Consider the following 22,664-nt stretch of genomic DNA (forward strand, 5'->3'; position numbering starts at 1 on the left):
TTCAAACCCTGAACCCACTCGCCAGGAAATCAAGCATGAAAGGTTTGTATCAATTTGTTGCCGCTTTGGCTATCTGTTTGGCCACGCCATCGGTGATGGCGGACAAACTCCCGGACACTACCCATGACGGCCTGGCGCGTGTGCCCGACACCAAAGTCGAGGCCGTCTATATGCGGCCGGGCGCAGACCTCGGCGAGTACGACAAGATTGCGATGCTGGAGGCGTATGTCGCTTTCCGCAAGAACTGGCAGCGCGACCAGAACCGCCAGGCCATGACCCTCAGCGAGCGTATTTCAGACGAGGACATGCAAAAAATCCGGGATGCGCTGGCGCAGGAATTCGCCACGATTTTCGCCGATGAACTCGTTACCAAGGGCGGCCACACCCTGGTGAAAGAGGGCGGTGCGGGCGTGCTCATTCTGCGACCAGCCATCGTCAACCTGGACATCGCCGCGCCAGATACCATGTCAGCCGGCAGAAGCCGCAGCTACACCACCACATCCGGGCAGATGACACTTTACCTGGAGCTGTACGACGGTTTGACCGGCGACATTATCGCCCGCATTGTCGATCCGAAGGCGATTGACGACGGCTTTATCCACTACACCAACCGGGTCACCAATAAAGCCGACGCAGATCGCATCCTGCGCCGCTGGGCGCGACTGCTGAATGAGCACCTGGCAGAAGTCAAAAGCCAGGATGGTAAAGACGGCTGAGCGCGAACCCGCTGCAGCGGTTTTCACACCGGGATATTATTCCACCCTGTTCGAGGACCCTGTCGGCATCCGCATCAAGGTGAATTTCGTGCCCGTAAAGGGCACCCGGAAAACAGCACCTCCTGACACCAAAACCCTGAGGAATCTGCATCGTGTTACGCCTGACCCTTGGCTTCCTTGCCGGCGCGGCCCTGACGGCCGTGCTATACACCGTACTGCCACTATTCAGTTCGCCGCCGCCATCGCCGCTGATCAGCGAGGCTGCACAACAGTCGATGGCCCGCGTGCGCGAAGACCTCGCGCCGCATATGGGAGCGTACCTCAGCGGAGACGTACCCGAGCAACGCGCCATTCTCGATGAGCACTTTTATGCGCCGCGTATCGCGATTGCCAGACAGCGTTATCCGGTGACGGAAACGCCGCTGGAGATCAATGGCGTTTACACCGAGGTATTCACCCCGGCCGGGGGCATTTCCCCGGCTAATGCCGGGCGCGTACTGATCAACCTGCACGGCGGCGCGTTTACCTATGGCGCCCGCAGCGGCGGGCGACTGGAATCGATACCGGTGGCCGCGACCGCTGGCATGAAGGTCATCAGTGTCGACTACCGGCAGGGGCCGGAGCACCGTTTCCCGGCGGCCAGTGAAGACGTGGCCACCGTGTACCGACACCTGTTGCAGACCTACGCGCCAGAGAATATCGGTATCTTCGGCTGCTCTGCGGGAGGCCTGCTCACCGCCCAGTCGGTGGCCTGGTTCGACGCCAACGACCTGCCGCAACCCGGAGCCATCGGCATCTTCTGTTCCGGGGCGGGCCAGTATGGCACCGGGGACGCCGCCGTGATCACCAGGGCCTTTGGCACCGCGCTGGGCGAGGATGGCGAGGTGGCCTATTTTGAGGGCCAGGATCTCGGTGACCCGCTGGTGCTACCGCAGGATCACCCGGCCCTGCTGGCACGTTTTCCGCCCACACTGCTGATAACCAGCACACGGGACGGCGCCCTGAGCACGGCTGCCATAACCCACCAGCGCCTGGTGGGCGCGGGCGTTCGTGCCAACCTGCACGTTTATGAGGGTTTACACCACTTTTTCTTTGCCGACACCGACCTGCCCGAGTCCGAACACCTGTTCCAGGTGATCGCGCGCTTCTTCGACAGCGAACTGGGAGGCGGCGGCAACACTGGTGTCGCACCGTGAAACGTCGCACACTATCGCGCAGGCAATAGAAACAAGGAACTGAAGCAGTGGACCTGAGCAACAAGCACGTGGTCATTACCGGCCCGACCTCTGGCATAGGGCTCAGCGCAGCCCGGGAACTGGCCGGGCGCGGCGCACAGCTGACCCTGTTGTGTCGCAATCCCGACAAGGCCAACGCGCTGGCGGAAGGCATCGTCGCCGACGGTGGTCACGCTCCCGACCAGGTGCCAATGGACATGAGTCGTCTCGACAGCGTGCGCGCAGCGGGCGCGGCGGTACTCGAACTTGGCCGTCCGGTGGACGTACTGCTGAACAATGCGGGCCTTATCAATACCCGGCGCGTGGAAACGGAAGACGGCTTTGAGGAAACGCTGGCGGTAAACCACTTCGCGCCTTTCCTGCTCACCGGGCTGCTGCTGCCTGCGATCCTCGACGCCGCCCCGGGTGCACGTATCGTCAACGTCGCTTCGGATGCGCACAGCTTCGTCAAAGGCATGGATTTCGATGATATGCAGGCGCAGCAGCGCTACAAGACGTTTCCGGTGTACGGGCGTTCAAAACTGGCCAATATCCTCTTTACCCGCAGCCTGGCTGCACGCCTGCAGGGCCGGGGCGTCACCGTGAATTGCCTGCACCCGGGCGCCGTGTCCACCAATATCGGCAAGCAGAACGGCGGCCTTACTGCCGACGTCATTCACTGGCTGTTGAAACCCTTCTTCCGTAATGCCGACAAGGGCGCGGAAACCTCGGTGTACCTGTGCACCAGCGACGAGGTCGCCAACATCAGTGGCGCCTACTTCCAGGACTGCAAGCGCATCCCCGCGAAGCCCTGGGCAGAGGATGACGCCGCCGCCCAGCGCCTGTGGGAATACACCGAGGAGTGCGTCGGGTTTCGCTACCCCGAATAAGCTGCCACATCGAGCCTGCTACCAGGCCGCTACCGTGCCGTCCTTGCGCATCTCCGTGGCGCCGGCATAGCTGCCTTTTTCGCGGTCAAGCCTGATCGCCTGGTAGCCGCCAAAGCGCACGCCGCTGTCGTCTATCTCCACCTTGTGACCCATTGCGCGCAAGCGCTCTACAGTGTCGGCGGACACCCCCGGCTCGAGGTACAAAACGCCCAGGGGGTCCTTGTCGATACCCGTGGGCTGGCGCCCCCCGTCATGCATGAACCGGGCGGCATCGCCCGCTTCCTGTACGTTCATACCGAAGTCCAGCATGTTTACCAGTATCTGCACATGGCCCTGGGGCTGCATGCCTCCGCCCATCAGCCCGAAGCTCATAACCGGTTCGCCGTCCTTCATCAAGAAGGCCGGGATGATCGTGTGAAACGGGCGTTTGCCGGGCTCGTACACATTGGCATGGCCAGGTTCCAGTGAGAAAAGTTCGCCACGGTCCTGCAACATGAACCCCAATCCGTCCGGCACCATGCCGGAGCCCATGCCCCGGTAATTGGACTGGATCAGTGACACCATCATGCCGTTCTCGTCGGCCACGGTGAGATAGGTGGTATCCCCTTCGCCTTCCAGTTTGGGCTCGCCCGGACCAACGTCGGCGGTCACCTGCGACGGGTCGATCAGGGCGAAGCGTTGTTTACCGTAGTCGTCCGCGAGCAGACCATCCACCGGTATGTCGGCAAAGTCCGGGTCGGCGTAGAAGCGCGCCATATCCTCAAACGCGAGACGCTTGGCTTCCACCATGTAGTGAAAAACCTCGGCGGAACCGCGTGACCACTGCGCCAGATCGACGTTCTTGAGGATGGAGAGCATCTGCAGGGCAGCGAAACCCTGCCCGTTGGGGGGCAGTTCGTAGAGGTCATAGCCGCGGTAGCGCACACTGCGGGGGCTCACCCACTCGCCGCGGTGTTCGGCGAAGTCCCGGTAGGCCAGCCCGCCCTCCATGGGCGCAAAATAGTCGGCCATGCTGCGGGCCAGGTCACCGCGATAAAACGCGTCCCTGCCGTCCAGGGCAATGGCTTCGAGTGTCGCTGCCAGGTCCGGGTTGGCGAATATGTCGCCCGCCTCCGGTACGCTGCCCCCCTTGAACCAGGTGTCCCGGATATTGTCGAGGTGCGGGCTATCGGCGTATTTCTCGGAGAAAAACGCCCAGGAACGGTCCAGGTAATAAGCGATCACAGGCGTGACCGGGAAGCCTTCGCGCGCGTAGTCGATGGTCGGCGCCAGCACCTGGTTCATGGGCAAGCGGCCGAAACGCTCGTGAATCGCAAACCAGCCATCAACGGTACCCGGCACCGAGACCGACAAGGGACCGTGGGAGGGGATGCCCTCGTGGTCTTGCGGCAGTTCGCCGCGCGCCTTCATGGCGTCTATACGCGACTGCAACTCGGCCAGGCTCTGCCCCATGGGCGAACGGCCGGAGCCGTTATAGCCATAGAGCTGTTTGCTCTTCGGGTCCCAGACAATGACGAAAATGTCACCGCCAATGCCGTTACCGGTGGGCTCCATCAGGCCCAGGGCAGCGTTGGCAGCAATCGCCGCATCAACAGCGGAGCCGCCTTCCTTGAGGATATCCAGCGCCACCTGCGAAGCCAGCGGGTGCGCTGTCGCAGCCATACCGCGGCTGCCGTAGACAGGACTGCGCGACCACTTGGCACCTACCGGCCTGCCGCCGGCACCCAGTTCAGCGCTCACGTCGCTCACCTCCTCCTGTTGCGTTTCTGTTGCGGCACACGCCTGCAGCAGACTCAGCAATGCGGCCAGCCCCAGTATCTTGCATAGTAGTCTCATCATCAGTCCGTCGTAAGCAGAAAAAGCAGGCGTTATCATAGCCCACCTGTGCTTACGCGCCGAGCCCGGCGCCAGACCACCTCCCACCGGACGGGGCAGGCGCAGAGTTACCTGGCGCGCCCCCGCAGGAGAAATCCGGACACCAGGGCCTGGCTGATCGAAAAATCCAGCCCCAACCGAGCGCTGGCGTCATTGCCGACAGGCCCAATTGCGGCACAATAAGCCGTTGTCATTATCGTGGAGACGGATATGAACCCCGACACCCTGTATCAACAACCGCTTATGCCACACCTGCTCATCGAGGGTCTCAACCGCTACAACGACGAGCCCTGCCTGTACCTGGGAGACAAGGTCGCAAGTTACCGCGATGTCCGCGAACAGACCAGCCAGCTGGTGCAGGCCCTGCAGAGCAAGGGGCTGGGCGTCGGCAGCCGTATCGCCATCATTTCCACCAATCGCCCGGAAGTCCTCTCCAACATCGCCGCCATGCAGCTCAATGGCTGCGTTGGCACACCGCTGCATCCGCTGGGCTCACTGGACGACCACGCCTATGTCCTGGAAGCGGCGGAAATCGACACCCTGATTTTCGATCCCGGCGCCTTCAGTGAACTCGCCGCAGCGCTGCAGGAAAAAGTGGCCGGCCTGCGAAACCTGCTCGCCTTCGGACCGACGGAGGTTGGAGAAGACTATCTCGCGCTGGCAGCCGGATTCTCGCCACAGCCACTGCAAGCCCCCGACATCGGGCCGGAAGACATCGCCTCGGTGAACTTCACCGGCGGCACCACCGGCAAACCCAAGGGCGTGATGAGCCCGCACCGGGTCAGTGCCACCATGACCCAGATCCAGATGGCGGAATGGGAATTTCCCGATGAACTGCGCATGCTGATCGCCACGCCGCTGTCCCACGCCGCCGCGGCTTTCTTCATACCGGTGCTGCAGAAAGGCGGCGCGTTTTACGTGATGCAGGGCTTCGGCATCGACGACTTTTTCGACATGGTGCGCGACCACAGGATCACCTGCACGATGCTGGTGCCGGTGATGCTGTACTTCCTGCTGGATTCGCCGCGCGCCACCGACGGCTCCATGGACAGCATGGAGACCATCTTCTATGGCGCATCCCCCATGAGCCCCGCACGCCTGCAGGAAGGTCTGGAAAAATGGGGCCAGGTCTTCTACCAGTTCTTCGGGCAGTCGGAGTGCCCCATGGTGATCGCCAACATGCGCAAGCAGGATCACGACCTCGCCAAACCCGAGCGTCTGGCCTCCTGTGGCCGCCCCACTCCCTGGGTGCATATGGCCCTGCTCGACAGCGAGGGCAAGCCCGTGCCCGACGGCGAACCCGGCGAGATCTGCGTGCGCGGGCCGCTGGTGATGGCCGGCTACAAGGACATGCCCGAGCAGACAGCCGAGGCCTTCGCCGGAGACTGGCTGCACACAGGTGACGTCGGCCGCCTCGACGAAGATGGCTTTCTGTACATCGTCGATCGCACCAAGGACATGATCGTTACCGGCGGTTTCAACGTGTTCCCGCGCGAAGTGGAAGACGTACTGGCAACCCACGAGGCCGTCGCCCAGGTTGTCGTGGTGGGAGTACCCGACGAGCAGTGGGGCGAAGCGGTGAAGGCCGTGGTGGTACCCAAACCTGGCGTGGAGACATCCGCCGAGCTTGCCTCCGCATTGCAAGCGCTGGTGAAAGAGAAAAAAGGGTCGGTGCAGGCACCCAAATCAGTAGATTTCGTAGACGGAATCCCCCTGACCCCGGTCGGCAAGCCAGACAAGAAGGCCGTGAAAGCGCGCTACTGGGAAGGCAACGAGCGCGGTGTCGGATAAGAACCTCCTCCGGACCTTGCGATCGAGGCAGCGCTGCCGGCCTGATGCTTCGGTGCAGGAGCGTCGAAGGCCATGGATGGCCTTCGCCGAGCTGCCACGGACGGCGCTTTTGCGTCTCCAGCACCGAAGCATCAGGTCGGCAGCGATGCCGATAAAGCGGGGAGCGATCCTTATCGCCGCAGCAGCAGCGCTGGGCGCCTGCTCTCCCGTCGAAGATCCCACCCTGTTCCCGCCGTACTCCGAATCCACCGCGAAACCCATCCCAGAAAAGCCCGCCACCGACTACAACGCAGCGCGCAACCTCTACTGGGGCGACCTGCACATTCACACCAGCTACTCCACCGATGCCTACATCAACGGCGTGCGCGCCACCCCGGACGATGCCTACACCTTTGTTCGCGGCGGCGAAATCCGCCACGCCGCCGGCTACGGCATCAGCGCGCAAAGACCGCTGGATTTTGCCGCCGTCACCGATCACTCCGAATATCTCGGCGTGCTGCGTGCAACCACACCCGATGTACCACTCAACCGGCGCGAGCTGCGCGATCGCCTTTTAAAAGACGGCCCGCTGCAGAATACCTGGATGCAGTTTCGCAGCATGTGGGGCTTTGACCTCGAAAACGCCGCAGTGCCCGGCTGGGAGGACATTTCAGCGGCCGCCTGGCAGGAGATTGTGGCCACCGCCGAACGTCACAACCAGCCAGGACACTTCACCAGCTTTGTCGGCTACGAATGGACCTCAATGCCCGGGGAGCGCAACCTGCACCGCAACGTCATCTATCGCGGCACCAAAGTACCCCGGCTGCCGTACAGTTCGGTCGACTCCGAAGATCCGCGCGACCTGTGGGCAGCACTGGAGGCGCAGCGGGAACAGGGCATGGATAATTTCGCTATACCCCACAACGGCAACGTCAGCGACGGCCGCATGTATGACCGGGTGATGTTCGACGGTGGGGCGATGGACGCAGATTACGCCAGCGCGCGCATGCGTAACGAACCACTCAGTGAAATCTTCCAGGTCAAGGGCTCATCCGAAACCCACCCCCTGCTTTCCGACGAGGACAGCTTTGCCGGCTTTGAAATTTACGACACCCAGCTGTCGCAGAGCCAGGACGACTCCAGGGCCAGCGGCAGCTACATTCGCGATGCCCTGCGCACAGGGCTGGAAATGTCCCACAGCGAGGGCTTCAACCCCTATCGCTTTGGCGTTATCGGCAGCTCCGACGGGCACAATGCCAGCTCTCCGGTAGAGGAGAATAACTACCACGGCAAGTTGCCGCTGCTGGATGCCAGCGCCGGTGTGCGCATGCGGCAATCGCTGTGGCTACCCGAGGGCATGCCCGGGGGCGCACGCTGGAGCGCCGCCGGACTCGCCGCCGTGTGGGCGGGGGAAAACACACGCGATAGCCTGTTTGACGCCATGCGCCGCAAGGAGACCTACGCCACTTCGGGCCCGCGTATCAGCGTGCGTTTTTTTGCCGGCTGGCAATATCCCGATGACCTACTGCAGCGCGACAGGTGGATTGAACGGGCCTACAGCGGTGGCGTACCCATGGGTGGCGAACTGGCCGGGCAGCCCGGTGGCGCACCGCGTTTCGCCATCTGGGCCATGCGCGACCCGCAAAGCGGCAATCTCGATCGCATACAGGTAGTGAAAGGCTGGGTAGACGCTGAGGGCTTGTCACGGGAAAAAGTCTTCGACGTGGCCTGGTCGGGAGAGCGCGAAGCCGGTGCGGACGGCACAGTGCCACCCATTGGCAGTACTGTTGATGTCGACAATGCCACCTACTCCAACACTATCGGCAGCGACCAGCTAGCAGTGCTGTGGACCGACCCGGAGTTCGACGCCGGTGTCGAGTCCTTCTACTACGCGCGGGTTATCGAGATTCCCACGCCGCGCTGGACGACCTTTGACGCCAGGGCGCTGGGCCTGGAAGCGCCGGTACCCGGCAGCCTGCAGGAACGGGCGGTGACTTCCGCAATCTGGTATCGCCCCTGATCACAGAATGCAAGTCTGGACAGTGCGCGGCCGAAGCGTGACCATGTGCGACTGCCTGGACTAACGGATCACACATGCTGAGCCATACAGAAGAAGCCTACCGCGGGCTGCGCTACCCTTTCGGTCGCAAGCCGGACATTGAGCCCGGCACGCCGGAGAAAATTGCCGAGGGCGTTTACTGGGTGCGTTTCGCCATGCCCATGTCGCTGGACCACATCAACCTCTGGCTGCTGGAGGACGACGATGGCTGGACCGTCGTCGACTCCTGCCTGGGCATAGACAGTGCCAGGGAAACCTGGGAGCACCTGTTCCAGGGCTTCATGCAGGGGAAGCCGGTCAAGCGTGTGATCTGCACCCACCTGCATCCCGACCACGTCGGCCTGGCCGGATGGCTGTGCGAACGCTTCAACTGCGAGCTGTGGATGTCGCGTGAAGAGTTCCTGATGTGCCGTGCCATGGCCGCGGACACCGGACGCGCCGCGCCCGATGTGGCCCTGCGGTTCTATCGCGCTGCCGGGTGGAAGGAAGAGTGGCTGGAACACTACAAACAGCGGTTCGGTAACTTCGGCCGCGCCATACACCCGCTGCCAGACAGTTTCCGACGCCTGGTGAACCGGGAAACCATCACCATCGGGGAGCACTACTGGCAGGTCATTGTCGGCCGCGGCCATTCCCCCGAACACGTGGCCTTGTACTGCCCCGGCCTGAAACTGTTGATCTCAGGGGACCAGATTCTGCCGCGCATTTCGCCGAACGTGAGTGTGTTTCCCACCGAGCCCAAGGGCGACCCGCTGAAAGAGTGGCTGCGTTCACAGGCGGTAATACGCGACGTCCTGCCCGATGACCTGCTGGTACTCCCTGCGCACGAGGCCCCCTTCATGGGCCTGCATGTGCGCCTGAGCCAGATCATCGAGGCGCACAAGCAGGACCTGATCAAGCTGTTCAACTTTATGGAGCAGCCCTGCCGCGCGGTGGACTGCTTCCCGGCCCTGTTCAAACGCAAGATCGACGCCGGCAATATCAGCCTGGCCACCGGGGAGACACTGGCTCACCTGAACTGCCTGCTTGGCAGGGGCAGGATCACCTGCACCCGCGACGAGCACGGCGTGGACTGGTACCAGCAAATTCCGGAAACCGCGGACTACGACGAGTAAGCCTTTGCTGCATTGCTTAGCAGTCGTCATTCCGGCGATGTTTTTCCCGGTACTCACCGGGTGTTATCCCGGATCATCGTTTGAACGTTCGGCGGAAATTCGCTGGACCGCTGAAGCCGAGGAGTTCGGAGACGTCGTTTACGCTCACGTCGCTGTTGCGCATGTAAAGAGCAGCCTTACCCAAATAGACATCGTCACGGCAGGAAGACCCCTACATGGCATCCACCATGTGTATGGTCTGGGAGTGGTTGCTCACGCCGCCTTTGGTGTACCACAACTACCATCTTATTCATCACCTCTATCCCCCCTTACCCTTCCATAAGATGCACAAAGTTTGGTACCTGAAATACGATCAACTGAATGCGCACGATGTCAGCTATCAAACGGCTTTCACCATGACGCCCGCAAATATCGAACTGCACCGCAACTTTCACCAGCGATAGGGGCACAGGGTATGAAACAGTGGCAGCGTTCGTTCTGCACTTTTGTTTACGACAAAGAAAAGGGCTAGCCCGAGGAGGGAATTCCCCCGGGAACGAGATTTAAGGACATTCCGGACGACTGGTGCTGACCGGAATGCGGAGCCAGCAAAGCTGATTTCATGGAGATCTAGATCCTTCAACCAATCGCCATGGGCATTGGTCGGTACCGAAACAATAGTGCCCGCGTATATGGGTTGAGGACCGCTATCACCTCAAAGCAGACGATAGGAATCTAGGAGACTTTGCCGAATCCTACTTAAATCTGACAAACGCGGCACCGGTACCCGTGAGTTCGGCATCCGCTTGCAGTTTGGCATGTATTCTTTTAGCTGTGGGTTTCCCCGAGGCAGGCGCCGTACCATATCGGGATACTTCAAAAACAAAACCATCGACCTCTGTCCCGTCGATTTTGCGGCCAACTGCGGGTCTCGCTACTGCCGTTATAGTGTCGGTATCAATTGCTCCCCACATCACATCTCCGCTGTAGCTCGGATAATTCATAGAGCCTCTGCTCAGCTCGCCTTTGGGAATCTCTGCCGACATTGCATCGACAAGCATACGATCGACTACCGCTGCCGGTAATGCATAAACGTTGCCCCCATGCTTATCAACCGAGGTAACCGTACTCCCTGTGCAGGCCGTGAGTAATAGGGATGCCAACAAGGCATAAATGCGGAACTTCATATCATATATACCTCTAAGCTAGGCTTAGTCACAGTAAGCACGCATATCGTGCAGCGCCTGATCGATTACTTGGGAACTACCCCCAATTGAGAGCTGGTCTCTCGCAGCTTTACATTTCCTGGCAATCTCTAACCGGTGGTCCTGGTGTTCCTCGGTGCCTTCTTGTTCACAGTGAATTGAAGACACAGGTCTTAGATTATTGTGTTTGCCATCTTGCTCGAGCGCTGCACAGTGACCTATCGCCAGATCAGGTCGTTCAACAGCAATTGCAATACTCTCACCATCACTCATGCGAATCGTATAGAGGTAGACTCGGCGATCGGCCTCTATAATCGAAGTTACTAAAAAGCCTGCAGTAGCTCCACCAAGTGCCCCAGATAAACTATCATCAACTATTACCCCAATAACGCCACCAATGATTGCGTTTCGGGCTACTGCGGATTCCTTGGTCGTGACCTCAATTCCCGTAATCTGCCCATATCGCAAGGAGAGCGATGGTGTATCGGCAAACGACTGTCCGACGAAGAGCAACGCCGCAAAGGACAAGAATAATCTGGCTCCAAAATCGCGCATTTGATACCTGTGAGATTTCTGTGTTGCGAATAGTTTGTAACAGGACTTTAAAGGAGCACACAAAGAACTACAAGCCAACCCAAGAGACAGATGCCGGGCTCTAAAATTCTGGCTGCTACTAGGCGAAAGCGGACTTTGGAACCCTGGGGCGCTTAATGTCCGCTTTCACCTGCGGATTCAAACGGTCGAAGCAACACATGCCTCAAATCTAGCAGCTGGTGTTTCATAGTCCAAGGTCTTCCGTGGGCGAGTATTTAGCTGCCTAGCTACGCGATTCAGTTCAGCCTGGGAGTGAACAGATAAATCCGTACCCTTCGGGAAGTACTGTCTGAGCAGTCCGTTTGTATTCTCATTTGAACCGCGTTGCCAGGGGCTCTTGGGGTCGCAGAAGTAAACCTTTATGTCTGTCGCCAAGGAGAACTTTTTGTGGCCTTTCATCTCTGTGCCACGATCCCAGGTCAGCGTTTTGTAGAGATCTGCTGGTAGCTTCCTGGCTTGCTTTATCAAGGCATCGACCACTGTTTCCGTATCTTTACTTGGTACCTTTGCCAGCATGACATAGCGTGTATGTCGCTCAACCAGCGTTGCGATATGGCTTCCGTTGCTTCCAGCAATCAGATCGCCCTCCCAATGACCTGGTACTGCCCGATCCTCAGCTGAAGCGGGCCTTTCTCGAATAGTAGCCGCATCGGGTATCTGACCAAGCCCCTTGTTTTTGAGCGTATTACGCCGTGGGCGGCGGATGGTTCGTTCTCTCCGCAAATGCGACATGAGTTCCTTCTTCAACACCCCTCGAGCTTGTATGAACAGGCTCTTGTAGATCGTCTCATGTGACACATGGAAGTACTCGTTGCCCGGATATTCTCGTCTCAACCAGCCGGCAATTTGTTCGGGAGACCACTGTTGCTCTAGCTTCGCCGAAATAGCCCTGATCAGCCGAGGCTTGCCCTGTAGCTTACACGGTTTAGGGCGCTTTGCTCGCGCCCAAGCGGCCTCGTCTGCTCGATTGGCTCTGTAGCCAGCGCGACCGCCATTGCGTTGAACTTCGCGGCTGACGCTGGAGGGAGAACGGCCAAGCTCTGTGGCAATAGACCTGAGTGAAGAACCGCAGGCCAAACCCCTGGAGATAGTTTCACGCTCTTCGAGCGATAGACAGCGTGGGGACCGAACCCTGGGCGGCGGCCGGAACCCTCCATTCTCAGTGAGTATGCGACTTATCGACGGGTGGTGCCGACCGAAAGAGCGGGCGATGTCGTGCATCGACTCACCTGCTTGCCATCGATTCCACATCTCGACCTTGTCAGCTTCGCTGTAGTAAATCCGAGTTCTTTGTTTCATGTGCACCACTCCTTCTCCAAGCTAAGAGATTAGAATGTTGCGTCGACCGTTTGAATCCGCACCTCAAAGAGGGCATTAGCATTGGCTATATTTCATGTGCTTGTATGTCCGTTTACTGTCACCCGCGAGGCTCCATACCCTGCAGTATTTTTCTCGCAAATCTCTGTGCAACTGTAGTCATCAGTATCACCAGAAGTATCGTAGTCCAGAGAGGCATTGTTGGTACTGATTGCACAGTATCGGAGGGCGAAGTATCGGGAGGGGTATTACTGATGATATATGTCACAGCATCACCGGGCCAGGCAAAAGAGTAAGTTCCCGGGGACAAATTTAACCCTGCGAGAGTTTGCCCCGTCCAAGTAGACCTACCAGTGATGGGCGCTCCAGATACATAGGCGTCAGGTAAGAATATGCCGCCGTCGATGGCCGAGACATCTATACCGAAAGACTGCCCCGAGGAAGAGTCCGCACCGGCAAAGACTGGCGGGCCAAAAGGCGCGGCGCTAGAGAAGGTGACGTCATACACAGATCGTGGCACGTTACCCAGAATTGCAATAAATGTAGTTCCATCATTAAGCAATCCAGATGGCTCACCTCCCGGGCTGGGGCCAGTAAGACCTGCTGTATCGATCGTACCGCTTGCTTCTGCAACAACCTCGCCCCCCTGCTCAAAAATGTTGACGGTTACTGCAGCCCATGTGAGTTGAGCGCCTAATGAAAGCAAAAATGCTAATACCGTTCTAATCACCATGTAAGCCACCAGATTTCTCGATTCAGATTGACATGCTCTATTGTTCTCTAAGTTACGGGCCATTGGGAAGTCATTTTTGGCTTGGGGCGCTCGTGCTCAGAATTTATAACATGACCTTCAATTTGGTTAACCCGAATGTCCCCCTCTAGGCGAAAGCAGACGTTTCCGCGGAAACGCCTTGATCGACCAGTAGTGTTTATGTCCGACCGCTATCACCTCGTTATTGCCGTTCCGTTTTATTTTAGAACGATAGGTATTAGAGCCCACCGCAGCGAACCACCGACCAGAGCTCCACCTGAGACCTTGCCGCTTTTCGTTGGGAAGGTTTCCGGCACAAAAGCCCTACACCAGCAAGGAAGCCACTAGAGAATTCGTCGGTGTAGAGTTGTTCGAGCCGGGTTTCGAAGGTCAACAAGAATCATCTACAAGACCAGCAATCCAAGGACTGACCGCAGGCACTGTGCCAGCCTGCATCCACGACCTTAGTCAGGTTCCGCGACCATTCTCTGGATGATCAGTTACCTCGACACCCTATTTATATTTCCCATAGTTTCTTCGCCGTCCCCTTCATCGCTGCCAGCGACGAGCCCGGCGGCCACAGTCGTTTTTCGCCGCGCCGACCACCAGCCTGGCCTTCTCACGGGAATCGACAATCCCCTGCTCAAACAGGCCTCGCGAAGCACGGATATTGCAGCGCACATACGTGCCCTTGTTGCGCCAAGGCTCGGTCTCTCCGCGGGGCGAACCGCACGGGCAGGCTTGCTCAACGGAGCAGCCGTTCTCCCGATCAACCGCGGCACCGGGTATAGTAAATTCGCACTGGTCGGTCGCGCCCAGAACGCCGTCGCTGTCCACGTCCTCGTCGCAGGCATCACCGGCGCCATCGCCGTCGAAGTCCTGCTGCGAGGAGTTCATCACCGCGGGACAGTTGTCCAGGCTGTCCTCGACGCCATCGCTGTCGGCATCAGCGAAGCAGGCGTCGCCGCGACCGTCCCCGTTGCTGTCGGTCTGCTCGGGGTTGAAGGTGGCGGGGCAGTTATCGTCTTCATCGCTGATGCCGTCGTTGTCAGCATCGTCGTCACAGACATCGCCGATGCCATCGCCGTCCGCATCGTCCTGGCCCGGGTTCGCAACCAGCGGACAGTTGTCGTCGACATCGCTGATGGCGTCGTTGTCGTTGTCCGCGTCACAGGCATCGCCGATGCCGTCCCCGTCCAAGTCTTCCTGCAGCGCATTGAAGGCCGTTGGACAGTTATCTTCATTGTCGGACACGCCGTCGTTGTCAGCATCGTCGTCGCAGGCATCACCGACGCCATCGTCGTCTACATCGTCCTGCATCGGGTTCGCTACCAGCGGACAGTTGTCTTCAGGATCCGCGATCTGGTCATTATCTTGATCGGGAGATACCTCGCAGGCGTCACCAACACCATCCGCATCGCTGTCGCTCTGGTCGGCATTGGGTGCGCTGGGGCAGTTGTCTACTGTGTCGTCGACGCCGTCACCGTCGCCGTCCAAATCCACTTCACAGGCGTCACCGACGCCGTCTCCATCGGTATCGGTCTGGATGATGTTGTAAACATTCGGACAGTTGTCGATGACCTGTGTGCCGGGAATGGTGTAGACGTGATCGCCATCGACGTCGTTCTCACAGAGGTCGCCCACCCCGTTGCCGTCGGAGTCGGCCTGGTCGGGGTTGAAGTGGCTGGGGCAGTTGTCGAAATCGTTGTTGAGCCCATCACCGTCACGGTCGAATTGGCAGGCGTCGCCGAAATTGTCGCCATCGCTATCGGCCTGGTCCGGATTGAAGGTACGCGGGCAGTTGTCGGTGCGACCCAGGCCAAGGCCTCTCAGATAGTTGTTCTGGAAAGCACCCGGTACACGATCGTTTTGAACCAGTGGACCGACATGCCCGTCGCCATCGATATCTGCATCGCAGCGGTCACCCAGCCCGTCGCCGTCGAGGTCCTCCTGACCGGCATTGTCGCGATATGGGCAGTTGTCGACGGCGTCATCCACGCCGTCCTCGTCGCTGTCATAGACGTAGGCATTGTCGCAGACGTCACCGAAGCCGTCCTGGTCAGCGTCTCGCTGCCATTCGTTAGCTATGCTCGGGCAGTTGTCGCTGGCGTCGGGCAGGCCGTCGCCGTCTGTATCCGTGCCGTCCGGCACGCTGCGGTAGATAGCCCGCACCACGACGTTGTAGGTGCAGGGTTCAGGAATGTAGTAGTCGTAGGCGGGGAGCTCCGCTTTCCAGACGAACACAAATTGGCGACCGCGGATCTTCGACTGTGCGCAAGCCGGCAGATCGGGCTCTTCGATCCTTTCGAAGACCAGGCGCCGACCGCTCGCATCCAACGCGGAACCGGAAAGAATCCTGGTGATCTCGATCCGCCCGTAGTTTTCTCCTCTGGCACCACCGGCGCCATAAAAGGTTACGTAGGACTCCCCAATGCCAGCTCCCCCCTGCGGGCCATTGCTTGCCCGCCCGTTGCCGGAGTTCTGGTAGAGCGGGTCGAATCCGCCTGGGCCCGGGAGCGCCGGGAGCGATTGATTAGAGCCAGAAAAACCATCGCCTATGTAATCACCACCCGGTGATGCTACTCCAAACAAGGTGCCGTTCGTGTTGTTGTAATTGAGCGTGTTGAGAAGCCCATTTTGTACGCTGACTGCCCGCACGTCGGTGGAACGCCGGTAAACCTGAGCCACAACGGCTACACCGTTTTCATCAAAGGCGTCGACGGTGATCGTCGGAGTTGGCGTCAGCTGCGAATGTGCCGGATTCACGTAGCAAGCGGTGCCGAGGGCCACCAGACAACAGGACCGTAGCATCGTCGATGCCCAGCGACTCAGTGTTGCCGGGGCAAATTGGCGAGAGTCTTTGCCCCTGTAACTGGGCGAATCGTTAGTGTGCACGCTGTGCTTCCTCCATAAAACCGTTTTGGCGCTTTACTTAGCCATAGCTAATATAGATCGAAAACACCGAGCCTGCAAAAGGGAACGGTGGAGTTTTTTTAACCATCTCCTACTCACATTAGAGTGGCTGCCCCCGGGCATGCTATACTAGGTGGCGGGGTAGCTCCGGCAGATCCATTATGGGGCGTCACAGCGTGCCACACTCCTTTGCCCACATTTTCATATGTAACGTTTTTCTGCTCCAAAGTGAGAGTAGATGTGAGCAGATGCTTAACAAATATTTCCTCCGGCCCCTTATCCCCTCTATCCCCTTATCCCACTCTCGAACCGCTGGTATCCAGCAGTGTCGGCTTCCACCTCATCAGGGACGAGTGCTGCAGATGATTAGGGCCAGGGTAGAGATCTACTTCGGGGTCAAAATGGTCTTTTCATGCTGTCAACCAGAGGACTACTACGGAGTACACGGCGAACAGAGGAGATAACCATGTGAAGGCGCGGGGCACGAAAATCATCAATACAGTGATGGCAATGCCAATGGCTGGGATAGCCAGTATCAACGGCAGTGGCGCCGTAGTCTGTGCAATTGCGAGATTGACGTAGGGCCCTATACACAGGTAAATCGCCATCGATAGCGCTGAGAGGCGCCCGAATCCCTCGCTGTGCCTAAGGAAATCGAGCTCATCATCGTCGCCATCGTCGTCGGGTACGGGCAGTGCCATCTCTGAAGCACCATAGATAAAGATTCCTCCCAGTACCAAGATAAGGAAATCTACGAAACCCCACTCCTCCACTTCGCGTAGCCCCCAGCCTACCCACCAGAACTGCAGGATGAACGCCATTACACTTAGCGCCCAAATCGCGGTGGGCCAGTGGAATGTTACACGCGTGTGGACGCGGACCAAGATGGCGACATGGTGCAGCAGTCTCGTGATCGCAAGGCCCAGGATGATAGAGACGGCAACAAATACATATTCGTGTTGGGTCATTACAGCTATACGCTTCTCAAAGTTAGCAACAGGGTGCCGCTGAGACATGCAGCGGTCAAGCAGGCCCGCTGATAGGCGAAAGCGGACTTCATAACCCCGGAACGATCCGATTCTTTACCAATGCTCCACTTCCAGCCTTCATTAATTGCCGTATCCCGTATCAGTTATTCGTTGAAGCAGGGGTGACCAATACAATGTAGATAGCCGGCTTTCTAAAAACACCCGTTCGGTAGTTTGAGGAAATCAGCAATACGTCCAGGCGGCAGAATTGATAATATCCGGGAGATTCCATGTGATGTGTGATTTTCTATCACCTCATGCCATCAGTTTCGGTGAGGGTGATTGTCAGTACCTAATGGAGGACTTTTCCATCTTCGCCATCAGCTACTACGCCATCGGACTGATCGGGTACGCGAGGCATGCCGCCCACGGCGGCCAGGGCTGATGCGCCAGCCGCGCCCGGTAAGTATGTGCAGGTGGCAGCCGCCGCAACCCACTCGACTCAGGCCGCGTCCTCGCGCTTCTCTTCCAGCCGCGCCACCAGGCGATCCCGCGGGAAATAAAGCAGGGTGGCGATATCAATCAGGCTGTGCACGATCTTGCTGGCCTGATCGCTGTCATTGATCAGCGACGTGGCCATCACCTGGGTGATCTTACCTTCAAGCAGCAACTGGTTTACCCGCCCAGAGGCCAGTACGTCCAGTTCCTTGGCCTTCTCACGCTGCTTCTCGAGTTTGCGAATATGTCGCAGGGGTGATTCCGACTCGCTGGCCCGGTGAATCTCGCGCATGACCTTGAGGATGCGCCGGCGAATGGCATTGTACTCCTCGATAATCGACTCGTTGCCAGAACTCATGAACAGCACAATATTGTCATGTAACGACTGCATGCGTTTCACCGTGCGCACCAGCATACGGTCGGCAATGAGGATGTTGCGCACGATTTCAACCTCTTCCTCACTGAGGTCGCATTCGCTCTGCAGCCGGGTCGCGTACTCGAGAATGGCGCCGTACACGGACTTGATCCGGGTCTGGTACAGCTCGTCGATATTGACAGGTATCGGCTCACTCCACTCCAGCACCTGGCGCAGGCGCACGCCCTTGTCGAGGTCTTCACGGTGGACACTGAGTCCGTGGGCGATCGCCTTGTAACCGGCGTTTTGCAACAGGCGCAGCGATTCGTCGAACAGGGCCTTGATCCCGGTCTGGGGATATTCCAGCGAGATGTTGCTAAGGAAGACCGGCTGGTCGATTGCAGGCTCAGGGGCTTTCTCTTCCGGCACCATCCAGCTGACGATGGCGGCGATTTTCTCTACGAAACCCAGTAGCAGCAGCGTATTCACAATATTGAACGCCGTGTGGTAGACCGAGAGCGCGACCGGCACCGCCGCCGACTGCACCAACGGCGACGCTCCTTCCGTGCGCTGCATAAACACATCGACCAGGTGTATCGAGGGATAGAACACCAGCAGCGCCAGCAGTACACCGGCAAGGTTGAAAATGAGGTGGGCGCGGGCGGCGCGCTTGGCCTGGTAATTGGCAATCAGCGCCGCCAGGTTGGCGGTGATAGTGGTGCCCACGTTCTGCCCCAGCACCATCGCCGCGGCCATATCGAAGGGAATCCAGCCCTGCCAGGTCATCAACAGGGTCAGCGCCATGGCAGCGCTGGAAGACTGCACCACCAGTGTGAGCACGGCGCCAATGGCCAGGAACAGTAGCACCGAAAGAAAGCCCATACTGGTGTAATTGGCCAGGAAACTGAGTATCTCCGGATTGCTGCGAATATCCGGCACGGAGTCCTTGAGAAACTGCAGGCCGATAAACAACACCGCAAAGCCGATGATGAAATAGCCCCACTGCTGCCAGTGTTTCTCGCTGCGCAGGCTGAGCAGGAAACCGATACCCACCAGTGGCAGGGCGATAGCACTCATGCTGATCTTGAAACCGAATATGGATATCAGCCAGGCGGTGACCGTGGTGCCGATATTGGCTCCCATGATCACACCAATGGCTTCCACCAGGGTAAGCAGCCCGGCGTTGGTAAAGCTGACCACCATCAGCGTGGTGGCGGAGGAAGACTGGATAATGGCGGTGATACTGAAGCCGGTGAGTACGGCAAGGAAGCGGTTCGATGTAGTGGTGGCGAGTATGGAACGCATGCGATCGCCGGCCAGTTCAATCAGTGCATCGCTCATCACCCGCATGCCGTAAAGGAACAGGCCCAGCGCGCCCAGTAGGGTCAGCACATCACCAAAGCCGTAGTTCATGCGCTAAACCTGGTGGGCACAGCGGTCATAGATCTGCACCAAACCTGCCTGCCCCGGCGCAGGCAATAATAGCAGCAGGTAAAGCAACCCCCTGCTGGCGACATGTGTCCGAGGCCACCAAGCTGTCAGTGACATAACCACTCCCTGTCTAAAAATCAGGGTACGGTTGTAACACGGTATGGCGGCTCAAATCATTGATTCAGCACAGCATCAGGCGGCGGGACGCAGCGGCTCCTGCTCCGCCGGCTCCTCGCGAACGAAGTCGTCCGGGTCCGGTTGCTGCAGCTCTTTTTCCCACTGTTGCCAGGAATAGGGCCACATTGCAGGGTCGCCGTCATCGTCCAGGTACCAGCTCTGGCAACCCCCGACCCATACGGTATTTTTCATGCCCTCGCGCAGGTAATCATTGAACCGGCGTTTGGCTGCCTCGGTAGCCTCTACCACTGGCAGCTTACCCGCACGCCACTGGTCTATCAGCTTGAGTATATACGCGGCCTGCACTTCACTCATGGCGATCACCGAGTAGTTACCGATCGGCGTGTTGGGCCCCAGCATCAGGAAGAAGTTGGGGAAGCCCGGCAGGCAGACGGAGCGATAAGCCTGCACCTTCTTCGACCAGGCCTCGTCGATGCTCAGGCCATTGCGCCCGCGCAGGTCCATCGGGCGCATGAAATTAAAGGGATGGAAGCCGGTTGCCAGAATCAACACATCCAACTCGTGGGTTACCCCGTCACTGGTCACCACGCCCTGCTCACAGATACGCTCTATGGCGGTAGTTTCCAGGCTCACATTCTCGCGCTGTATCGCATCGTAGAAGGTGCTGTTGATAATCAGGCGCTTGCAGCCCACGGGATAATCGGGCGTCAGCCGGGCACGCAGTTCGGGGTCGCGCACGCTCTTGCGCAGGTTGCGCTTGGCCGACCAGCTCATGTAGGCATGCTGCAACTTGCTGCCGGTTACCGCCTTGCTGAAGGTGTTGCGCAGCACGAAGGCATAACGCCTGCTGAGGGCGGCCAGCTTCTCCTGCTTACCGCGGAGGCTGGCCTTGTCACGCTCGCTGTACTCCTTGTCCGGCACGCGGATGATCCACTGCGGGGTGCGCTGGAACACGGTCAGCTCGCCCGAGGTCCTGGCTATTTCACCGATCACCTGGCAGGCGGTGGAGCCGGTGCCGATAATACCCACGCGCTTGCCGGCGAGGTCCACGTCGTGGTTCCAGCGAGCGGTATGCCACATCTTGCCCTGGAAGGTATCCAGGCCCTTGATATCGGGATAGGCCGGGTGATGCAGGATGCCGGTGGCGGAAACCACGAAGTCCACCTCGAGAAAGTTGCCCTGGCTGGTGGTTAGCTGCCATTTACCATCCACGTAGTGGCAGGTCTCTACAGCTTCGTTGAAACGTATCTTGCCGGAGATCCCCTGCTCGTCGGCGACCTGCTGGAAATAGGCCTGGATTTCGGACCCGCGCGCGAAGCGGTGGCTCCATTCCGGGTTGCCACGGAAACTGTAGGTGTACATGTGCGCCGGCACGTCACAGGCCACCCCGGGATAGGTATTTTCACGCCAGGTGCCACCGAGCTGGTCGGCTTTCTCCAGGATAGTGACATCCTCGATACCTGCTTCACGCAGTTTTATCGCCATCAGGATACCGGTCATACCGGCACCGATTACCGCCACCGACGGGTTCTTGCTGTTACTGGCCTGCTGCATCTTCGCTCACCTCTGCTGTTTAATGTTTATACAGCTACTGTAAGCAGCGGCACGGGAATACCCAATATGACACAGGGACAATTACTTATGATATTCGGACATTACCCCTTGCCCTGTTTCCGGCTATCGCATAGTCTCCAAGGCTCTGTACCGGGACGACCAGATGGGTAAGAAGAGCGATACCAGTCATCATATAAAGGCCCTGCCTACGGCGATGAAAGCCATGCAGGCGATGGGATTCAGCGCCAGCGACTGCCTTGCGGGGACGGACCTCAGCGAACAGGATATTGCCCGCCCGGGCAACGTACCTTTCACCCTGGAGCAGGAATTTCGCTTCCACCGCAACCTGCTGTCACTTACCGATAACCCCATGCTGGGCCTGTTACTGGGCCGCGAGTACCTGCTCGAGTCATACGGATTGCTGGGGTATGCATTCATGAGTGCACCGACCCTGCGCCAGGCCATGATTGTTATCCGCAACTATGGCCCGCTCACGTTCACCCTGTTCGACATAAGCTTCCTGGTAGAGGGCGATCGCGGCATATTGCGCCTGGCACCCGACATCGAGATTCCCGATGACCTGCTGACCTACTACGTGGACCGTGACCTCACCGCTGCCGTCAGTGGCAGCCACAACGCGGTGCGCCAACCACTGCAGCCGGTACACATCCGGCTGATACACAACAGCGTCAATCGCCGGGACATCTACGAGCGTCACTTTGGCTGCCCGGTGTCGTTTGCCGCACCGGCGGCGGAGGTGCAGATTGATGCGGCGCGGCTGGACGAGACCCTGCCCCTGAGCGACCACGAGACCAGTTCCATCTGCCAGCAGCAGTGCCGCCTGCTGCTGGCGCGCATGCAATCGGGTAGTACCTACGTGGACAAGGTCAGGCAGCTGATTGTCGCGCGACCGGGCTACTTCCCCGACATCGACTATGTTGCGGAAAAACTGAACATGACCAGCCGCACCCTGCGTCGCAAGCTGTCGCGCGAGGGTAGCAGCTACCAGGACATCCTCGCCGAGGTGCGCTACGAGCTGGCACGCGAATACCTGGCCACTTCGACCCTGCCATTGGAAGAAATTTCACAGTTGCTGGGCTACAGCGCGCCGGGAAATTTCAGCAACGCTTTCAAGCGCTGGCACGGTGCCTCACCCCGGGAATACCGCCAGACCGCGTCACGCTGAGCGCCAACGTAAAAAGAAATTAGCAGTGGCGCAGGCATTCCTGCTAACATTGCCTGCTCTTCCAGCGGCACCCCAGAATGCTGCGGACTGAATCACCGTTCATAACAAGTTGTTGCGCATTCGCCAACAACACCGA

General features: G+C 58.9%; 17 protein-coding genes and 1 pseudogene. 10 read left to right on the plus strand and 8 right to left on the minus strand.

Annotation, left to right across the window (positions count from 1 at the left end):
• Positions 1-35: 35 nt before the first annotated feature.
• From F0M18_RS14730 to F0M18_RS14740, 3 genes are all read left to right on the plus strand, one after another.
• Entirely contained in the window at positions 36-716 is a 681-nt protein-coding gene (locus tag F0M18_RS14730; RefSeq protein ID WP_149612214.1) for a DUF3313 family protein, read from the plus strand.
• Between the two features lie 152 nt (positions 717-868).
• Positions 869-1,912: an alpha/beta hydrolase gene (locus F0M18_RS14735; RefSeq protein ID WP_149612215.1), complete on the plus strand. Its 1,044-nt coding sequence runs from the start codon at positions 869-871 to the stop codon at positions 1,910-1,912.
• A gap of 47 nt (positions 1,913-1,959) precedes the next feature.
• On the plus strand, positions 1,960-2,820 hold the full coding sequence (locus F0M18_RS14740) for an SDR family oxidoreductase (RefSeq protein ID WP_262500965.1): 861 nt from the start codon (positions 1,960-1,962) through the stop codon (positions 2,818-2,820).
• An 18-nt stretch (positions 2,821-2,838) separates the two neighbouring features.
• Here the strand turns inward: F0M18_RS14740 and ggt are convergent, their stop codons facing one another.
• Positions 2,839-4,656, minus strand: coding sequence for a gamma-glutamyltransferase (gene ggt, locus F0M18_RS14745; RefSeq protein WP_149612404.1), 1,818 nt, complete (start codon positions 4,654-4,656; stop codon positions 2,839-2,841).
• Positions 4,657-4,905: 249 nt separating this feature from the next.
• Between ggt and F0M18_RS14750 the strand changes: the two genes are divergently transcribed.
• The 5 genes and pseudogenes from F0M18_RS14750 to F0M18_RS20200 form a co-directional block, all read left to right on the plus strand.
• Positions 4,906-6,486, plus strand: a complete 1,581-nt coding sequence (locus F0M18_RS14750; protein WP_149612216.1) for an AMP-binding protein — start codon at positions 4,906-4,908, stop codon at positions 6,484-6,486.
• A 145-nt stretch (positions 6,487-6,631) separates the two neighbouring features.
• A complete protein-coding gene (locus F0M18_RS14755) occupies positions 6,632-8,485 on the plus strand; it encodes a DUF3604 domain-containing protein (protein WP_149612217.1) in 1,854 nt (617 codons plus the stop codon).
• Between the two features lie 74 nt (positions 8,486-8,559).
• Positions 8,560-9,639 (plus strand): MBL fold metallo-hydrolase, encoded by a 1,080-nt coding sequence (locus F0M18_RS14760; RefSeq protein WP_149612218.1) that lies wholly within the window; start codon positions 8,560-8,562, stop codon positions 9,637-9,639.
• A 215-nt stretch (positions 9,640-9,854) separates the two neighbouring features.
• Positions 9,855-10,082, plus strand: coding sequence for a hypothetical protein (locus tag F0M18_RS14765; RefSeq protein WP_149612219.1), 228 nt, complete (start codon positions 9,855-9,857; stop codon positions 10,080-10,082).
• A 68-nt stretch (positions 10,083-10,150) separates the two neighbouring features.
• Positions 10,151-10,210 (plus strand): annotated as a pseudogene (locus F0M18_RS20200) (rubredoxin); the annotation flags it as partial.
• Between the two features lie 163 nt (positions 10,211-10,373).
• Here F0M18_RS20200 and F0M18_RS14775 read toward each other — a convergent pair.
• The 5 genes from F0M18_RS14775 to F0M18_RS14795 form a co-directional block, all read right to left on the minus strand.
• Complete coding sequence (locus tag F0M18_RS14775) at positions 10,374-10,805, minus strand: hypothetical protein (RefSeq protein ID WP_149612220.1); 432 nt, start codon at positions 10,803-10,805, stop codon at positions 10,374-10,376.
• A 24-nt stretch (positions 10,806-10,829) separates the two neighbouring features.
• Positions 10,830-11,378: a hypothetical protein gene (locus tag F0M18_RS14780; protein ID WP_149612221.1), complete on the minus strand. Its 549-nt coding sequence runs from the start codon at positions 11,376-11,378 to the stop codon at positions 10,830-10,832.
• 177 nt (positions 11,379-11,555) lie between these two features.
• The gene (locus F0M18_RS14785) at positions 11,556-12,716 is read right to left on the minus strand and encodes an IS30 family transposase (RefSeq protein ID WP_149612222.1); all 1,161 of its coding nucleotides are present in this window, start codon (positions 12,714-12,716) and stop codon (positions 11,556-11,558) included.
• Between the two features lie 1,318 nt (positions 12,717-14,034).
• Complete coding sequence (locus tag F0M18_RS14790; RefSeq protein WP_149612223.1) at positions 14,035-16,296, minus strand: thrombospondin type 3 repeat-containing protein; 2,262 nt, start codon at positions 16,294-16,296, stop codon at positions 14,035-14,037.
• 512 nt (positions 16,297-16,808) lie between these two features.
• Positions 16,809-17,366 (minus strand): hypothetical protein, encoded by a 558-nt coding sequence (locus tag F0M18_RS14795; RefSeq protein ID WP_149612224.1) that lies wholly within the window; start codon positions 17,364-17,366, stop codon positions 16,809-16,811.
• Between the two features lie 295 nt (positions 17,367-17,661).
• Between F0M18_RS14795 and F0M18_RS14800 the strand changes: the two genes are divergently transcribed.
• Positions 17,662-17,811, plus strand: coding sequence for a DUF3422 domain-containing protein (locus F0M18_RS14800; protein ID WP_149612225.1), 150 nt, complete (start codon positions 17,662-17,664; stop codon positions 17,809-17,811).
• Between the two features lie 57 nt (positions 17,812-17,868).
• Here the strand turns inward: F0M18_RS14800 and F0M18_RS14805 are convergent, their stop codons facing one another.
• Together F0M18_RS14805 and F0M18_RS14810 are read right to left on the minus strand one after the other, a co-directional pair.
• The gene (locus tag F0M18_RS14805; RefSeq protein ID WP_149612226.1) at positions 17,869-19,632 is read right to left on the minus strand and encodes a Na/Pi cotransporter family protein; all 1,764 of its coding nucleotides are present in this window, start codon (positions 19,630-19,632) and stop codon (positions 17,869-17,871) included.
• A 210-nt stretch (positions 19,633-19,842) separates the two neighbouring features.
• Complete coding sequence (locus F0M18_RS14810; RefSeq protein ID WP_149612227.1) at positions 19,843-21,342, minus strand: flavin-containing monooxygenase; 1,500 nt, start codon at positions 21,340-21,342, stop codon at positions 19,843-19,845.
• 163 nt (positions 21,343-21,505) lie between these two features.
• Between F0M18_RS14810 and F0M18_RS14815 the strand changes: the two genes are divergently transcribed.
• Positions 21,506-22,528, plus strand: a complete 1,023-nt coding sequence (locus F0M18_RS14815; protein ID WP_149612228.1) for an AraC family transcriptional regulator — start codon at positions 21,506-21,508, stop codon at positions 22,526-22,528.
• The last annotated feature ends 136 nt before the right edge of the window (positions 22,529-22,664 follow it).

The sequence above is a fragment of the Pseudohalioglobus sediminis genome, assembly GCF_008370495.1.
Classification (GTDB): domain Bacteria; phylum Pseudomonadota; class Gammaproteobacteria; order Pseudomonadales; family Halieaceae; genus Halioglobus.

Bases quoted from the DNA above. Each gene is read 5' to 3' on its own strand.
- F0M18_RS14730 (WP_149612214.1), top strand. From the start codon at position 36: ATGAAAGGTTTGTATCAATTTGTTGCCGCTTTGGCTATCTGTTTGGCC.
- ggt (WP_149612404.1), bottom strand. From the start codon at position 4,656: ATGAGACTACTATGCAAGATACTGGGGCTGGCCGCATTGCTGAGTCTG.
- F0M18_RS14750 (WP_149612216.1), top strand. From the start codon at position 4,906: ATGAACCCCGACACCCTGTATCAACAACCGCTTATGCCACACCTGCTC.
- F0M18_RS14755 (WP_149612217.1), top strand. From the start codon at position 6,632: ATGCCGATAAAGCGGGGAGCGATCCTTATCGCCGCAGCAGCAGCGCTG.
- F0M18_RS14760 (WP_149612218.1), top strand. From the start codon at position 8,560: ATGCTGAGCCATACAGAAGAAGCCTACCGCGGGCTGCGCTACCCTTTC.
- F0M18_RS14765 (WP_149612219.1), top strand. From the start codon at position 9,855: ATGGCATCCACCATGTGTATGGTCTGGGAGTGGTTGCTCACGCCGCCT.
- F0M18_RS14775 (WP_149612220.1), bottom strand. From the start codon at position 10,805: ATGAAGTTCCGCATTTATGCCTTGTTGGCATCCCTATTACTCACGGCC.
- F0M18_RS14780 (WP_149612221.1), bottom strand. From the start codon at position 11,378: ATGCGCGATTTTGGAGCCAGATTATTCTTGTCCTTTGCGGCGTTGCTC.
- F0M18_RS14785 (WP_149612222.1), bottom strand. From the start codon at position 12,716: ATGAAACAAAGAACTCGGATTTACTACAGCGAAGCTGACAAGGTCGAG.
- F0M18_RS14790 (WP_149612223.1), bottom strand. From the start codon at position 16,296: ATGCTACGGTCCTGTTGTCTGGTGGCCCTCGGCACCGCTTGCTACGTG.
- F0M18_RS14795 (WP_149612224.1), bottom strand. From the start codon at position 17,366: ATGACCCAACACGAATATGTATTTGTTGCCGTCTCTATCATCCTGGGC.
- F0M18_RS14800 (WP_149612225.1), top strand. From the start codon at position 17,662: ATGTGTGATTTTCTATCACCTCATGCCATCAGTTTCGGTGAGGGTGAT.
- F0M18_RS14805 (WP_149612226.1), bottom strand. From the start codon at position 19,632: ATGAACTACGGCTTTGGTGATGTGCTGACCCTACTGGGCGCGCTGGGC.
- F0M18_RS14810 (WP_149612227.1), bottom strand. From the start codon at position 21,342: ATGCAGCAGGCCAGTAACAGCAAGAACCCGTCGGTGGCGGTAATCGGT.
- F0M18_RS14815 (WP_149612228.1), top strand. From the start codon at position 21,506: ATGGGTAAGAAGAGCGATACCAGTCATCATATAAAGGCCCTGCCTACG.